General features: G+C 63.3%; 13 protein-coding genes. 5 read left to right on the top strand and 8 right to left on the bottom strand.

Going from position 1 to position 14,413, the window contains the following annotated elements; translation table 11 throughout:
• Window positions 1-1,107: lytic murein transglycosylase (locus JWQ24_RS13895; RefSeq protein ID WP_299808831.1), on the top strand; the 1,107-nt coding region annotated here is incomplete at its 5' end.
• Window positions 1,108-1,258: 151 nt separating this feature from the next.
• Here JWQ24_RS13895 and recJ read toward each other — a convergent pair.
• From recJ to JWQ24_RS13860, 7 genes are all read right to left on the bottom strand, one after another.
• The gene (gene recJ, locus JWQ24_RS13890) at window positions 1,259-3,094 is read right to left on the bottom strand and encodes a single-stranded-DNA-specific exonuclease RecJ (RefSeq protein ID WP_299808828.1); all 1,836 of its coding nucleotides are present in this window, start codon (window positions 3,092-3,094) and stop codon (window positions 1,259-1,261) included.
• Window positions 3,095-3,262: 168 nt separating this feature from the next.
• A complete protein-coding gene (locus JWQ24_RS13885) occupies window positions 3,263-3,982 on the bottom strand; it encodes a haloacid dehalogenase type II (RefSeq protein ID WP_299808825.1) in 720 nt (239 codons plus the stop codon).
• Window positions 3,983-4,164: 182 nt separating this feature from the next.
• Window positions 4,165-4,614: a GNAT family N-acetyltransferase gene (locus tag JWQ24_RS13880; RefSeq protein ID WP_299808822.1), complete on the bottom strand. Its 450-nt coding sequence runs from the start codon at window positions 4,612-4,614 to the stop codon at window positions 4,165-4,167.
• Window positions 4,615-4,626: 12 nt separating this feature from the next.
• Entirely contained in the window at window positions 4,627-5,625 is a 999-nt protein-coding gene (gene glpX, locus JWQ24_RS13875; RefSeq protein WP_299808819.1) for a class II fructose-bisphosphatase, read from the bottom strand.
• 60 nt (window positions 5,626-5,685) lie between these two features.
• Window positions 5,686-7,008, bottom strand: coding sequence for a homoserine dehydrogenase (locus JWQ24_RS13870; protein WP_299808816.1), 1,323 nt, complete (start codon window positions 7,006-7,008; stop codon window positions 5,686-5,688).
• 80 nt (window positions 7,009-7,088) lie between these two features.
• Complete coding sequence (locus tag JWQ24_RS13865) at window positions 7,089-8,309, bottom strand: LL-diaminopimelate aminotransferase (protein WP_299808813.1); 1,221 nt, start codon at window positions 8,307-8,309, stop codon at window positions 7,089-7,091.
• A 90-nt stretch (window positions 8,310-8,399) separates the two neighbouring features.
• Complete coding sequence (locus tag JWQ24_RS13860) at window positions 8,400-8,702, bottom strand: hypothetical protein (protein ID WP_366521444.1); 303 nt, start codon at window positions 8,700-8,702, stop codon at window positions 8,400-8,402.
• A 256-nt stretch (window positions 8,703-8,958) separates the two neighbouring features.
• On the opposite strand from JWQ24_RS13860, the gene phaC reads away from it, so the two are divergent.
• The 3 genes from phaC to JWQ24_RS13845 all read left to right on the top strand — a co-directional run bounded on the left by phaC (window position 8,959) and on the right by JWQ24_RS13845 (window position 12,393).
• Window positions 8,959-10,764, top strand: coding sequence for a class I poly(R)-hydroxyalkanoic acid synthase (gene phaC, locus JWQ24_RS13855; protein ID WP_299808810.1), 1,806 nt, complete (start codon window positions 8,959-8,961; stop codon window positions 10,762-10,764).
• 136 nt (window positions 10,765-10,900) lie between these two features.
• On the top strand, window positions 10,901-11,299 hold the full coding sequence (locus JWQ24_RS13850) for an MAPEG family protein (RefSeq protein ID WP_299808807.1): 399 nt from the start codon (window positions 10,901-10,903) through the stop codon (window positions 11,297-11,299).
• Window positions 11,300-11,454: 155 nt separating this feature from the next.
• Window positions 11,455-12,393 (top strand): glutaminase, encoded by a 939-nt coding sequence (locus tag JWQ24_RS13845; RefSeq protein ID WP_299808805.1) that lies wholly within the window; start codon window positions 11,455-11,457, stop codon window positions 12,391-12,393.
• A 94-nt stretch (window positions 12,394-12,487) separates the two neighbouring features.
• Here the strand turns inward: JWQ24_RS13845 and JWQ24_RS13840 are convergent, their stop codons facing one another.
• The gene (locus JWQ24_RS13840; protein WP_299808803.1) at window positions 12,488-12,688 is read right to left on the bottom strand and encodes a DUF2735 domain-containing protein; all 201 of its coding nucleotides are present in this window, start codon (window positions 12,686-12,688) and stop codon (window positions 12,488-12,490) included.
• A gap of 520 nt (window positions 12,689-13,208) precedes the next feature.
• Between JWQ24_RS13840 and JWQ24_RS13835 the strand changes: the two genes are divergently transcribed.
• Window positions 13,209-14,228 carry a glutamine synthetase beta-grasp domain-containing protein gene (locus JWQ24_RS13835; RefSeq protein WP_299808801.1) on the top strand — a complete coding sequence of 340 codons (1,020 nt, stop codon included), beginning with the start codon at window positions 13,209-13,211 and terminating at the stop codon, window positions 14,226-14,228.
• Window positions 14,229-14,413: the final 185 nt, after the last annotated feature.

Here is a 14,413-nt window from a genome sequence, read left to right as displayed (position 1 = left end):
GACAATTTCCGCGCCCGCGCACTGGCGAAGGGCATCTCGGAGGCGACCTGGAGCCGCGTGATGGGCCGCATCGAGCCCGACATGAGCGTGTTCAAGCAGATGCAGCGGCAGCCGGAATTCTACGAGCAGATCTGGCAATACATCAACCGCCGGGTCTCCGACTGGCGCATCATCAATGGCAATGAGGCGCTTCGGAAAAACGAAGCGCTGTTTGCGCGGATCGATCAGGATTTTGGCGTAGAGCGCGGCACGCTGCTGGCGATGTGGGGCGTTGAATCCGCCTATGGCGATCCGATCGTGCAGCAGAACCACATGCGGCCGGTCTTCCCATCGCTCGCGGCATTGGCCTGGAACGAGCCGCGCCGCCGCAGCTACTGGGAAACCGAGCTGATCAACGCGCTGAAGATCGTCGACAAGGGCTGGGGCACGCCCGATGAGATGCGCGGCTCCTGGGCCGGCGCGATGGGCCACACCCAATGGATGCCCGAAGTCTGGCTCAATGTCGGCATCGACTACGACCGCGACGGCCGTGTCTCGCCTTTCGGTCGGCCCGACGACGCGCTCGGCTCCAGCGCGCGCTTTCTGGTCAACCGCGGCAAGTATCCGCGCGGCGAACATTGGGGTTACGAGGTCCGCGCGAATGGCGCCGCCGCGTCGGAGAGCGGCCGGAGTTACGCGGCGTGGACCGCCACCGGCGTAAGCCGCGCTGACGGCAAGCCGTTCCCGCAGCCGAATGCCAGCGCCAAATTGTGGATACCGGTGCAAGGCGGCCCGGCCTTCCTGCTCGGCCAGGGCTTCTATGCCGTGCGAAGCTACAATCCGTCGATGAACTACGCTCTGGCGATCTGCCATCTCGGCGACCGCATCCTGGGTGCGCCGCCATTCCTGCAGCCGTTCCCGGGCTCCGAACGCGCGCTGACGCTGGCCGAAGTGCAGGAAGTGCAGACCCGCCTGACCCGCGCCGGGTTTGATACCGGCGGCACCGACGGTCGCGTCGGCAACGACACCATGAAGGCGGTGAAGGACTATCAGACGAAAACGGGGCTGCTACCTGCGGATGGTTATGGCGGGCTCAAGGTGCTGGCGCGGCTGCGGCAGGGCGGCTGAGGCTCGCGTTGCCGCTCACTGTCATTCCGGGATGCGACAGACGGCGGAGCCGGATGGCGCATGCCCGGAACCTCGATCTGTTCATCGTCTCATTTGGAGGTTCCGGGTTCGCTCGAGCGTCGCTCTCGCGCCCCGGAATGACAGTTTTTTCTCACCGGATCACCGCCGGCCCCGGGTCCGGCACCGCGATATCGATCACCCTGAGCTGCACGCGCTCGGTGCCCTGCCAGCGGTCCACGGCTAATGATCCCGCCACATGCAGCGGCATGCCGCGGTTGGCCAGCAAGGCATTACCGAGCTTTTGCCCGACCGAACGAAACGCGATGCCGTTGACGATCGTGCCATCCGACGACTTGAAGCGCAGCCGCAGATGCGCCTGTCCGACTTCATCTGCATAGACCAGCTGGTGCGACGGCAATGCCACCACGGGCTCCGGATTGCCGGCGCCAAACGGCCCTGCCCGGTTTAGCGTCGCCACCAGATCCGGCGTGACGCCGCGCGCGGTGACTGCGCCGTCGATGAACAGTTCTTTCTCGTTACGCGATTTGGCGACGTCGGCGGCCAGAGCGGATTCAACGTAGGCGCGAAATTCGCCGAGCTTTTCCTTGCGCAGCGTCACGCCGGCCGCCATCGCGTGGCCGCCACCCTTGATCAGCAGGCCATCGGTGACCGCCTGCCGCACCACCTTGCCGATATCGACGCCGGAGATCGAGCGGCCTGATCCGGTGCCGATGCCGCCCGGCTCCAGCGCGATCGCAAAGGCTGGCCGCGAGAATTTTTCCTTGAGCCGCGACGCCACCAGCCCGACCACGCCGGGATGCCAGCCCTCGGCGGCGGTCACGATCACCGAGCCCTTGTCTTCAAGACCGAGTGACGCCATCGCCTCGGCTTCCGCCTGTGCCTCCGCCATCTGCTCGATGACGCGGCGCTCGACATTGAGCCGGTCGAGTTCGGCCGCGATCCGTGCCGCCTCGGAGATATCCCCCTCCAGCAGCAGCCGCACACCGAGATCGGCGCGGCCGATGCGGCCGCCCGCATTGATGCGCGGCCCCAGCATGAAACCGAGATGCCAGGCCTCCGGCGGCCCGTTGAGGCGCGCGACATCCATCAAGGCGGTGTGGCCGACATGGTCGCGGCGGCGCAGTGCGATCAGCCCCTTGGCGACGAAAGCGCGGTTCAGCCCGGTGAGTTGCGCCACGTCGGCGACGGTGCCGAGCGCGACATGATGCAGCATGTCGAGCAGGTTCGGCTCCGGCATCGTCGCGGTCCAGAAGCCGCGCTTGCGCAATTCGCGGTTGACGGCCACCAGCGTGATGAAGACGAGCCCCACCGCGGCGAGATGGCCGAGGCCGGAAATGTCGTCGAGCCGGTTCGGATTCACCAGCGCTTCGACATCGGGCAGTTCGTCGCCGGCCTGATGGTGGTCGATGACGACGACCGACATACCGACCTTCTTCGCTTCGGCCAGCGGCTCCATGCTGGTGGTGCCGCAATCGACCGTTACCAGCAGCTTCGCGCCCTTCTCCGCCAGCATGCGGATGGCGTCGATGTTGGGGCCGTAGCCCTCGAAGATGCGGTCGGGAATATGGATCTGCGGGTCGAGCCCGCAATGTCTCAGGTGCCAGGCCAGCAGCGCCGACGAGGTCGCGCCGTCGACGTCGTAATCGCCGAAGATCGCCACCTTCTCGCCGTTTTGCGCGGCGTCCGCGATGCGCTTGGCCGCCGCTTCCATCTGCGTCACGGTGAAGGGATCAGGCATCAGCTTGCGGATGGTCGGATCGAGGAAGTCCTCGACGGCATCCAGCTCGACGCCGCGCCCGGCCAGAAGCCGCGCCAGCATCTCCGGCAATTGAAACCGCTGCACCATGGCTAGCGCCCGCGCAGCGCCGCGCTGGTCAACGCGGTCGCGCCAGGTCTTGCCGGTCGCCGACAGCGTTACGCCGAGAAAGGCAGGCCTGGATTCAACGGGAATGACGGTGGGTGACATGATGGCCGGACATAAGCACGAAGTGCTGGCGAGGCAAACCGGGCGGAGACCGTTGCCACCAGGTCAGTTGCGTGCGGTCTGCGCGGTCACTGCCCCAAATGCCGCAGAATGTTCGCTGCAACAAAAACCACGATCGCCAGAAAAACGAGATGCTTCCTGGTCAGCACATCAGCACCCCATCCGCTTCGCCAGATCGTTGAAATCGTCGGCCACCACGTCCCACTCGCCTTCGGCCTTGAAGTCGCGGCTCTGGTGCGGGCCGTATTCGGTAGGGCGCGGCACGAACGCGGTTTGGAGGCCGAGCTTTTGTGCAGCGTCGAGGTCGTTGTTGTGGGCGGCGACCATCATCACCTGTCCGGGCTTCAGGTTGAGCAGCCGCGCCGCGCCGAGATAGGTCTGCGGATCCGGCTTGTAGTGTTCGAACAGTTCGGCGCTCATGATCAGGTCCCACGGCAGGCCGGCGAACTTCGCCATGTTGGTGAGCAGCGCGACGTTGCCGTTCGACAGCGGGCTGATGATGTATTTGGTCTTCAGCCGGGTCAGACCGCTGATGCTGTCGGCCCACGGATGTAGCCGGTGCCAGCCCAGCGTCAGGTGTTCGAGGTCATCGGCGGCGAGGCCGCTGATCCGGAACTTCTGCACCAGCACTTCCAGCGACTGCCTGTGCAACGTGTCGAGTTTCATGAAGCCGCGCTCGGGATGATGGCGCACGACATCCATCGACGGCATGTAGGCCTGACGCCAGGCATCGACCAGAGCGGTCCAGTCAGCGCTTACACCATTGGCGCCGCCCCATTTGGTGAAGTCGGCGATCAGGCTGGAACGCCAGTCCACCACGGTGCCGAATACATCGAACACCAGCGCCTTGACGTCGTGCGTCTCGCTCATGCGTCTCTCCCACGTCGCTATTATTGTTTTGGTAGCTAGCAACAGCGCTTGTCATTCGGGGATGCGCTGCAGACGGCGAAGCCGGCTTCAGTGCAGACCCGGAACCCAGAGATAGTTGAACATCTCGAGGTTCCGGGCTCGCTCGCCGCTCTCGCTGCGCGCGCCCCGGAACGACAGAAGTTCTAAAACACCTTCCGATACTGCATGAAGCCGGAATTGTCCGCGACCTGATCGTAGAGAATTCTGGCCTGCGCATTATCGTTGTGCGTCAGCCAGTGGACGCGGCTGCAGCCGGCAGCTTTGGCCTTCTCATACACCGCCTCGATCAGTGCACGTCCCAGCCCCAGTCCGCGTGCGCTGGAATCGACGAACAGGTCCTGCAGATAGCAGTAGTCGCCCGGCGTCCAGGTCGAGCGGTGATACAGGAACTGAACGATACCGGTGAGCTTGCCGTCGACATAGGCGCCGAGCAGATGCATCCGCTCCTTCGGGTCATGGAAACGGGCCCAGGCGGTATCGGTGGCCACCTGCGGCAGCGTCGCCTTGTAGAAAGTCAGGTAGCCCTGCCACAGCGGTTCCCATGCGGCGCGTTCATCGGCGCCGACGGGGCGAATTTCGATATTCTTGGTCATCTATCAATCAACTCAATCGAGGTGGAATTTTTCAAGCTGGCGATGTTCGCCCTTGATGATGCGAACGGTGCCGGTGACGGAGCGCATCACGATCGTTTCGGTCTCGATCACATTGCCGCGGAACTTGACGCCGGACAGCAACGAGCCGTCGGTGACGCCAGTGGCCGCAAACAGGCAGTCGCCCCGCGCCATGTCTTCGATGCCGTAGATGAACTTCGGATCGGTGATGCCCATCTTCAGTGCGCGCGCGCGCTTCTCGTCGGTGTCGAGGATCAGCCGGGTCTGCATCTGGCCGCCGATGCAGCGCAGCGCCGCCGCGGCCAGCACGCCTTCCGGCGCGCCGCCGGTGCCGATGTAGATGTCGATGCCGGACTTCTCCGGATTGGCGCAGTGGATCACGCCGGCGACGTCGCCGTCGTCGATCAAACGCACGGCAGCGCCGGTGGTGCGGATCGCAGCGATGATGCCCGCATGGCGCGGACGGTCGAGCACCAGCGCAGTAATCGCCGACATCGGCACGCCCTTGGCCTTGGCAAGACGGCGGATGTTTTCTTCCGGCGAAGCATCGAGCTCGATGACGTTCTTGTCGTAGCCCGGGCCGATCGCGATCTTCTGCATGTAGACGTCAGGCGCGTGCAGCAGCGTGCCGCCGTCGGCCATTGCCATAGTGGCGATCGAGCCTGGCATGTCCTTGGCGCACAACGTGGTGCCTTCGAGCGGATCGACGGCGATATCGACCTTGGGACCGGCGTTCATGCCGACCTTCTCGCCGATATACAGCATCGGCGCTTCGTCGCGCTCGCCCTCGCCGATCACGATGGTGCCTTCGATCGGCATCTTGTTGAGCTCGCGGCGCATCGCATCGACGGCGGCTTGATCGGCGGCCTTCTCCTGGCCGTGGCCACGCAAACGCGCAGCCGACACCGCGGCGCGCTCGGTGACGCGCACGATCTCAAGCGTCAGAATGCGCTCCAGCAGTTGCTGCGGCTCCACGGTAATATGGGTCGACATCACGGTCTCCTTCAAACGGCATAGCGGGTCAGTGGACCCGTACAAGTCTCGAACGAATCGTCAGTTTTTCTCGATGCGGATCACCTGCGGCTTGCCGCTGATGACCTTGTCGCCCTGCACGGCAGCCAGCGCGCGGCGCATTGCATCCTCGGAGGTGGCGTAAGTGATCAGGATGACCGGCACGGGCCCGGATTTCTTCTTGCTATCCACCGGCTCGATGCCCCCGTCGGGATGACGCTGCACGATCGACTCCAGGGAAATCTTCTGTTCGGCAAGGCGGGTTGCGATGCGCGCGGCGGTGCCGGCAAGATCGCGCGCCATCAGGCGGATGTAGTAGCCGCCGAGATGACGCTCCATCGGCGCCTTGGTCGTCGCTTCCAGTTTGGCGACCGGCCGTCCGAACGGCAGCGCACGCACACCGCGCGCGACATCGGCAATATCCGCCAGCACGGCCGACGCCGTTGCAGCTCCACCGGCGCCCGGTCCGACCAGCGTGATCGGCGAGATGCCGGCACCGTCGATCGTCACCGCATTGGTGACGCCCATTACCTGGGCAATGGAGGAATTCAGCGGCACCATCGTCGGGTGCACGCGCTGTTCGACGCCGGTCGCGGTGCGCACCGCGACGCCGAGCAGCTTGACGCGGTAGCCAAGTTCGGCGGCAGCGCGCAAATCGGCGGCGGCGATCGAGGTGATGCCTTCCACATAGACCGCGCTCTGCGCGACCTTGGTGCCGAAAGCGAGGCTGGCCAGGATCGCCAGCTTCTGCGCGGTGTCATGGCCATCGACATCAAACGACGGGTCGGCTTCCGCGTAGCCGAGCCGCTGCGCGTCCTTGAGGCATTCCTCGAAGGACAGTCCCTCCTGCTCCATCCGGCTCAGGATGTAATTGCAGGTGCCGTTGAGAATGCCGTAGACGCGGTCGATGCCGGTGCCGGCGAGGCCTTCGCGCAGCGTCTTGACCACCGGAATGGCGCCGGCCACCGCGGCCTCGTAGTTCAGCGCGCCGCCATGCTTCTCGGCCAGCGCCGCCAGCTTGAGGCCGTGCTTGGCGATCAGCGCCTTGTTGGCGGTAACCACCGACTTGCCGGACGACAGCGCAGCCTCAATGGCGGAGAGCGCGGGATCGCCGACGCCGCCCATCAATTCGACGAAGCACTCGACTTCGGGATCGGTGGCGATCGCCATCGGATCCTTGGCCCAGCGAATACCGCCGAGATCAACGCCACGCTTTTTCGCCTTAGAGCGCGCCGTGACAGACACGACTTTAACGCTGCGACCGGAACGCGCGGCCAAGGTGGCGGCCTGCTGTTCGATGAGACGGACGACCTCGGCGCCAACGGTGCCGAGTCCCGCGATACCCACTTTAAGGGGTGCGACCATTTAACTGAAAACCTGTTCGGAAGGAGTCTGGTTGGGCTTGATCTGGCCCGAAAACCGGATTCCACTTTTCGGGATCAAGCCTACCGCCGGGTGGCGAGAGGAACCACGTTGTGCAACGTTTCGAGCCCGCTTTCAAGGAAGCGGCGAACGCCGCGCGCGGCCTGACGGATGCGCTGCTCGTTTTCGACCAGAGCAATGCGGACATAGCCCTCGCCATGCTCGCCGAAGGCGACGCCGGGCGACACCACAACGCCGGATTTCTCGACCATCAGGGTCGCGAACTGCATCGAGCCCAGCTCCGCGAACTTCGGGGGCAGCGGCGCCCACGCGAACATCGAGGCCGACGGCGCCGGGATGTCCCAGCCGGCCCGGCCGAACGTATCCACCATGACGTCGCGGCGCTTCTTGTAGGTCTCGCGCATCTCGCGGATGCAGTCGTCCGGACCGTTCAGCGCCGCGGTGGCCGCCACCTGCACCGGCGTAAAGGCACCGTAATCGAGATAGGATTTGACCCGCGCCAGCGCCGCGATGATGCGCTCGTTGCCGACCGCAAAGCCCATCCGCCAGCCGGCCATCGAAAAGGTCTTGGACATCGAGGTGAACTCGACGGTGACGTCGATCGCGCCCGGCACCTGCAGCACCGAGGGCGGCGGGTTGTCGTCGTCGAAATAGACCTCGGCATAAGCGAGGTCCGACAGGATGTAGATCTCGTGCTTCTTCGCAAACGCCACGAGATCCTTGTAGAAATCGAGGCTGGCGACCTGCGCCGTCGGGTTCGACGGATAGCAGACGATCAAAGCGATCGGCTTCGGAATCGAATGGATGATGGCGCGCTCGACCGCGGCGAAAAACTCCGGGCCCGGCTCCGAGGGTACCGAGCGGATCACGCCGCCGGCCATCAGGAAGCCGAAGGCATGGATCGGGTAGCTCGGATTGGGGCACAAAACGACGTCGCCGGGCGCGGTGATCGCCTGCGCGACGTTGGCGAAGCCTTCCTTGGAGCCGAGCGTGGCGACGATCTGGGTGTCTGGGTTGAGCTTCACCCCGAAACGGCGCTCGTAATAGCCGGCCTGCGCCTTGCGCAAGCCGGTGATGCCGCGCGAGGCCGAATAGCGGTCGGTGCGCGGCTTGCCCAGGGTCTCCTTGAGCTTCTCGATGACATGCGGAGGGGTCGGCAAATCGGGATTGCCCATGCCCATGTCGATAATGTCGGCGCCGGCATTCCGCGCGGCCGCCTTGGCCCGGTTGATCTGCTCGAACACGTAAGGCGGCAGGCGGCGGATGCGGTAAAATTCGTCCATATCACAGGCTCCCAAACCGCTCGGTGCGGTTGAATCGCTTCATTTTATCACGGAAGGCCGGTGACACCAGCCATGTCGGGGTGGTTTTGGCTACTTCGCGGCGGGGGCGGCGACAGCCTGTCGGTCGCGGGCGGCAATCAACTCGGCCTGGATTTTGGCCTGCTCGGCGGCCGGCATTGCAGTGCCTTCGCGCGAGGTCGGCAGGTCGTGCACCGGCAGATACTCGCCGGGCTGCGCCGGACGCGCCGGCGCACCAGCCGGGGTACCGACCAGTGGCAGGTCGGCGATGGTCGAGGCGCAGCCGCCCAACGACAGTGCCAGCAGCAAAACCGCCGCCGGCATCCCTGCCCTGCTGCCACCCGTCATCGGTCCGAACGTCCTGATCCGCTTCACGCCGTACTCACTCATCCAACTGGAATTTCGCATCGCAACGCAACACCCCAACCAAACTGGGGCGAAACGATTAACTTCCCGCGAACGAACAATGCCTTGAACCTGCAATATGACAAAACAATGGGCGTTGGAAGCACCGCAAAACCAGTTGTCGCAGTGCAGCACATCGAATCCTGCAGCATTGCAAAAAACTGTGCCATCATCGCGTTGCGTGCTGATCCTTCGTCACCTGACATGAAATGAAGCTTGTTGCGCCATGAGTGAAGTAGCCGTCGACCCCAAACCGGCCAAAGCCTTCGATCCCGAGGCATTCGCGCTGAATATTGCGAAGGCCATGGAGAGCAGCGGACAGGCGCTGGCCGCCTACCTGAAGCCACGGGAGAACGGCGAGGCCCGCGACAAGCCGCCCAACGAGATCAACGAGCTCATCAAGACCTTCAGCACGGTGGCGAATTACTGGCTGTCGGATGAAAAGCGCTCGACCGAATTGCAGATGAAGCTTGGCAAGGCGTATCTCGACCTGTGGGGCTCGGCTATGCGCCGCATGGTCGGCGAGGAGGCCGAACCCGCGATCTCGCCGCTGCCGCGCGACAGGCGGTTCACCGATCCGGAATGGAAGTCGAACCAGTTCTTTGACTTCGTGATGCAGACCTATCTGTTGACCACGCAATGGGCCAATGACCTCGTCCACAATGCCGAGGGACTGGACGCGCATACCCGCAAGAAAGCGGAATTCTACGTCCAGCAGATCACCAATGCGATGGCGCCTTCGAACTTCGTTCTGACCAACCCGGAAGTGCTGCGCGAGACGGTCGCCTCCAATGGCAGCAATCTGGTGCGTGGCATGGGCATGCTGGCCGAGGACATCGAGGCCGGCCACGGCTCGCTCCGGATCCGGCAGTCGGACCCGGCCAATCTCGAAGTCGGCGTCAACATGGCAACCACCGCTGGCAAGGTGATCTTCCAGAACGAGGTGATGCAGCTGATCCAGTATCAGCCAGCGACGGAGAACGTGCTGCGCACGCCGCTTCTGATCGTACCGCCTTGGATCAACAAGTTCTACATCCTCGATCTGAAGCCGGAAAAGTCCTTCATCAAATGGTGCGTCGATCAGGGCGTCACGGTGTTCGTGATCTCCTGGGTCAATCCCGACAAGCGGCTCGGCGGCAAGACCTTCGACGATTACATGAAGGAAGGCCCGCTGGCGGCGATGGACGTCATCGAGCAGGTCACCGGCGAACTGACCATGCACACGATCGGCTATTGCGTCGGCGGCACCCTTCTCGCTTCGACGCTGGCCTGGCTCGCCGAAAAGCGCCGTGTCCGCGCGGCGTCGGCGACGTTCCTGGCCGCGCAGGTCGACTTCACCCATGCCGGCGACCTCATGGTGTTCGTCGACGAGGACCAGATCTCGGCGCTGGAAAAGGACATGCAGGCGGCAGGCGTGCTGGAAGGCAGCAAGATGGCGATGGCCTTCAACATGCTGCGTTCCAACGACCTGATCTGGTCCTACGTCGTCAGCAACTACCTCAAGGGCAAACCGCCGTCCGCCTTCGACCTGCTGCACTGGAATTCCGACGCCACGCGAATGCCGGCGGCCAACCACTCGTTCTACCTGCGCAACTGCTACCTTGAGAACAAGCTCTCGACCGGCAAGATGGTGCTCGACAACACCCGCCTCGACCTCTCCAAGGTCAAGGTGCCCGTCTACAACCTGGCGACACGCGAGGATCACATCGCACCGGCCGAGTCCGTGTTGTACGGCTCGCAGTTCTTCGGCGGCCCGGTAAAATACGTGCTGTCCGGCTCCGGCCATATTGCGGGCGTGGTCAACCCGCCAGCCTCGGGCAAATACCAGTACTGGACCAATGACAACACCCACGCCACCACGCTGACCGACTGGATGAAGACCGCGCAGGAACATGCCGGTTCGTGGTGGCCGAACTGGCGCGAATGGCTGTCGGGGATCGACGGCGAGCAGGTCCCTGCCCGCACCGTCGGCACCGAAGCCCATCCGGCGCTCGAAGATGCGCCGGGCAGCTACGTCCGGGTGCGCGCCTGACGATTCAACAGCCCCGCATTGGCGACGTCACCGCAACCGTCTATGGTTGCGGCATCGAGTCCGGCGCTACGCCGCGACGCTTCTTGGCTACCCCCTTCCGCGTTTCCGCGGGATTCATGTGTGAAAGGAACCGCGGATGACGCGCGAACTGTTCTGGCTGACGCTGACCGTGATTCTCACCGGCCTGCTGTGGGTGCCCTATGTGCTGAACCGCATCATGGTGCGTGGCGTATCCGGCGCGATGGCCAACCCGACCCGCACCGACAAGCCACAGGCCGAATGGGCCAACCGGCTGATGTTCGCCCATGACAATGCGGTCGAGAACCTGATCGTGTTCGCGCCTCTGGTGCTGATCCTCAACGCCGCTGATGTCTCGACGCCGACCACCGTGCTGGCATGCGCCATCTACTTCTGGTCCCGTCTCGTTCACCTGATCGTCTATACAATGGGCCTGCCCATCCTGCGCACCCTCGCTTTCGTGGTCGGCTTCGTTGCCCAGGCCGTGCTCGCCGTCGCCATCCTGCGGCTCGCCTGAACTGTCCTGCATTGGCCTCTCCGCGTCATGGCCGGGTTCTTCCCGGCCATGACGCCTTTGAAGGCAGCGCAGAACATCGTGGATGCCCGGCCTGACGCCGGGCATGACGAACGAGAGGCCGGCGTCCTTTCCACGTACTCATGAAGCCAACCGACATGTCCCATACCGCCCACCTCGAAACCGTTGTCCGGGAAATCGCGGAAGAGATGGCGCAGCGGACCGACCGGGGTGAGGTCGCCAGCTACATCCCTGAACTCGGCAACGTCGATCCCGGGCACTTCGCCCTGGTCGTTACCGACGCCGAGGGCAACGTGGCCGCCGGTGGCGATGCCGATGTGCCGTTCTCGATCCAGAGCATCTCGAAGGTGTTCACGTTGACGCTGGCGCTCGGCATGGTAGGCGACCGGCTGTGGCGCCATGTCGGCCGCGAACCCTCCGGCAATGCCTTCAACTCCATCGTCCAGCTCGAGCGCGAGCGCGGCGTGCCGCGCAATCCCTTCATCAATGCCGGCGCCATCGCCGTCACGGATGTGATCCTGTCCGGCCACCAGCCGCGCGAGGCGATCGGCGAAATCCTGCGTTTTATGCGCTTCCTCGCCGGCGATCCTTCCATCGTGATCGACGAAAAAGTCGCGGCGTCGGAAAAGCGTACCGGCTTCCGCAACACCGCGCTGGCGAACTACATGAAATCATTCGGCGTGGTGGAAAATCCCGTCGATTTTACGCTCGGCGTCTACTTCCATCACTGCGCCATTGCGATGACCTGCCGGCAGCTGGCGACGGCCGGCCGTTTCCTGGCCTATTCCGGCAAAAATCCTTCGACCGGCCTGTCGGTGGTGTCAGCAGAACGTGCGCGCCGTATCAACGCGCTGATGCTGACCTGCGGCCACTATGACGGCTCCGGCGAGTTCGCTTACCGGGTCGGTCTGCCCGGCAAAAGCGGCGTCGGCGGCGGGATCATGGCGATCGCTCCGGGCAAGGCCTCGATCGCGGTCTGGGCGCCGGGATTGGACAAGGCCGGCAACTCCCACCTCGGCCGCATTGCGCTGGAAGCGCTGACCAAGCGGATGGGCTGGTCGATCTTCGGCGTTTAGAAGCCGGATACAAAAAGGGCCGAAACTTCGTTGTTTCGACCCTGACTTGCCTGCGCTGGCATCGGTAGATTTGGAAGCGATCCGCTGACTGTCATCAGTGCTCGCGTGTCCACTTGGCTTCCTGCTGGATCGCGTCGTCGTGGTACCAGCCTTCGCCGCAAACGGTGGGCGTTACCCGCTTGGACATCAGTTCGGCATGGGTCCGGACGTCATGGCGAAGCCCGTGGGCTGCAACGCGGCCACCGATCGGGAACTGATAGATCTTGGCGGTCTGGTGCGGGGTATTGGTAGGCATCTCTCATCTCTCCTTTCGCATTATTATTTTCTGCTGTTCTGCGCGTCTTGCGACAGGCCCTATTGTAGCAGACGGCGCACTTCAAATGTGCGAACTGCATCATTAAAAGCAGCAAATGCCAACATTATGCGCATCACAGACCCTTGCGGTTTTGAGGGGCAGCTTCAAAGCGTGGATGGCCGATGGACTGTCTGACGAATGAGCGGTTGAGAGGCAAAAAGGTTCCCTCGAAATCCCTGGCGACCCGGGGATTGAGCAAAATTTGCACAACGCCGCATTGGCAAGCACCCCTGTGCGGATTGTCGCAGGCCGATTTTGCCCCGACTCACGACAACTTTGGGGTGTCGATCGGGCGCCGACCCGCGCCTTTCCCTGCTTTTTTGGTGCACAACCGGCGTCGGGCGGCGATTGGCATATAAAATGCTTAGAGTAGGCTGGCAGCCGGCGCCGGGATAAGTCATGACGCCAGCAGGCCCAGGGAATTCCTCACCCTTCGTAACGTCAACTCATGAGAGATCGCATGACAAAGTACAAGCTCGAGTATATTTGGCTCGATGGCTACACGCCGGTTCCGAACTTGCGTGGCAAGACCCAGATCAAAGAATTCGATGCCTTCCCGACGCTCGAGCAGCTGCCGCTGTGGGGCTTTGACGGCTCCTCGACCATGCAGGCAGAAGGCAGCAATTCCGATTGCGTGCTGAAGCCGGTCCGCGTTTTCCCGGACGGCGCGCGTGAGAACGGCGTGCTGGTGATGTGCGAAGTCATGATGCCGGACGGCAAGACCGCACATCCGACCAACACCCGCGCCACCATTCTCGACGATGAAGGCGCATGGTTCGGATTCGAGCAGGAATACTTCTTCTACGAGGACGGTCGCCCGCTCGGCTTCCCCGAGGCCGGCTATCCCGCGCCGCAGGGCCCGTACTACACCGGCGTCGGCTACAAGAACGTCGGCTCGATCGCCCGCGAGATCGTCGAAGAGCATCTCGACCTCTGCCTCGAAGCCGGCATCAACCACGAAGGCATCAACGCCGAAGTGGCCAAGGGCCAGTGGGAATTCCAGATCTTCGGCAAAGGCTCCAAGAAGGCCGCCGACGAAATGTGGGTCGCCCGCTACCTGTTGATGCGCCTGTGCGAGAAATACTGCGTCGATATCAACTTCCATTGCAAGCCGCTCGGCGCAACCGACTGGAACGGTTCGGGCATGCACTCGAATTTCTCGACCGCCTACATGCGTGAAGTCGGCGGCAAGGAATACTTCGAGGCGCTCATGGCCGCGTTCGACAAGCACAAGAACGAGCACATCGCGGTCTACGGTCCCGACAACCACATGCGTTTGACCGGCCTGCACGAGACCCAGTCGATCGACAAGTTTAACTACGGCGTGGCCAATCGCGGCGCCTCCATCCGCGTTCCCCATAGCTTCGTCAACAACGGCTACAAGGGTTACCTGGAAGATCGCCGCCCGAATTCCCAGGGCGATCCCTACAAGATCGCGAGCCGGATTCTCCAGACGGTTGCCACCGTCCCGATCAAATAAGGGTTTAACTCTTAAAAGTCCGCCGGAAGCGCCGTCCCGCCTCGTGTGGGACGGCGCTTTCTTTTTTGGCGGAAAATCTGAAGATTTAAGCTTGCCGCTGTCAACGCAGCGGGCATTCTGAACTTTCGCCGCATGTGCGGCGGGCGGACTGGCTGGATAGCTCAGCTGGTAGAGCAGCGGACTGA

The sequence above is a fragment of the Tardiphaga sp. genome, from assembly GCF_028290495.1.
GTDB lineage: Bacteria > Pseudomonadota > Alphaproteobacteria > Rhizobiales > Xanthobacteraceae > Tardiphaga.
The sequence above is the reverse complement of the archived record's forward strand: the minus strand, read 5'-3'. Positions and strand labels throughout refer to the sequence as shown.

What these genes read in the sequence shown, in the direction of transcription:
- JWQ24_RS13865 (WP_299808813.1), bottom strand. Translation starts at nt 8,309, where the DNA reads ATGGACGAATTTTACCGCATCCGCCGCCTGCCGCCTTACGTGTTCGAG.
- JWQ24_RS13880 (WP_299808822.1), bottom strand. Translation starts at nt 4,614, where the DNA reads ATGACCAAGAATATCGAAATTCGCCCCGTCGGCGCCGATGAACGCGCC.
- JWQ24_RS13885 (WP_299808825.1), bottom strand. Translation starts at nt 3,982, where the DNA reads ATGAGCGAGACGCACGACGTCAAGGCGCTGGTGTTCGATGTATTCGGC.
- recJ (WP_299808828.1), bottom strand. Translation starts at nt 3,094, where the DNA reads ATGTCACCCACCGTCATTCCCGTTGAATCCAGGCCTGCCTTTCTCGGC.
- phaC (WP_299808810.1), top strand. Translation starts at nt 8,959, where the DNA reads ATGAGTGAAGTAGCCGTCGACCCCAAACCGGCCAAAGCCTTCGATCCC.
- JWQ24_RS13835 (WP_299808801.1), top strand. Translation starts at nt 13,209, where the DNA reads ATGACAAAGTACAAGCTCGAGTATATTTGGCTCGATGGCTACACGCCG.
- JWQ24_RS13845 (WP_299808805.1), top strand. Translation starts at nt 11,455, where the DNA reads ATGTCCCATACCGCCCACCTCGAAACCGTTGTCCGGGAAATCGCGGAA.
- JWQ24_RS13840 (WP_299808803.1), bottom strand. Translation starts at nt 12,688, where the DNA reads ATGCCTACCAATACCCCGCACCAGACCGCCAAGATCTATCAGTTCCCG.
- JWQ24_RS13850 (WP_299808807.1), top strand. Translation starts at nt 10,901, where the DNA reads ATGACGCGCGAACTGTTCTGGCTGACGCTGACCGTGATTCTCACCGGC.
- JWQ24_RS13870 (WP_299808816.1), bottom strand. Translation starts at nt 7,008, where the DNA reads ATGGTCGCACCCCTTAAAGTGGGTATCGCGGGACTCGGCACCGTTGGC.
- glpX (WP_299808819.1), bottom strand. Translation starts at nt 5,625, where the DNA reads ATGTCGACCCATATTACCGTGGAGCCGCAGCAACTGCTGGAGCGCATT.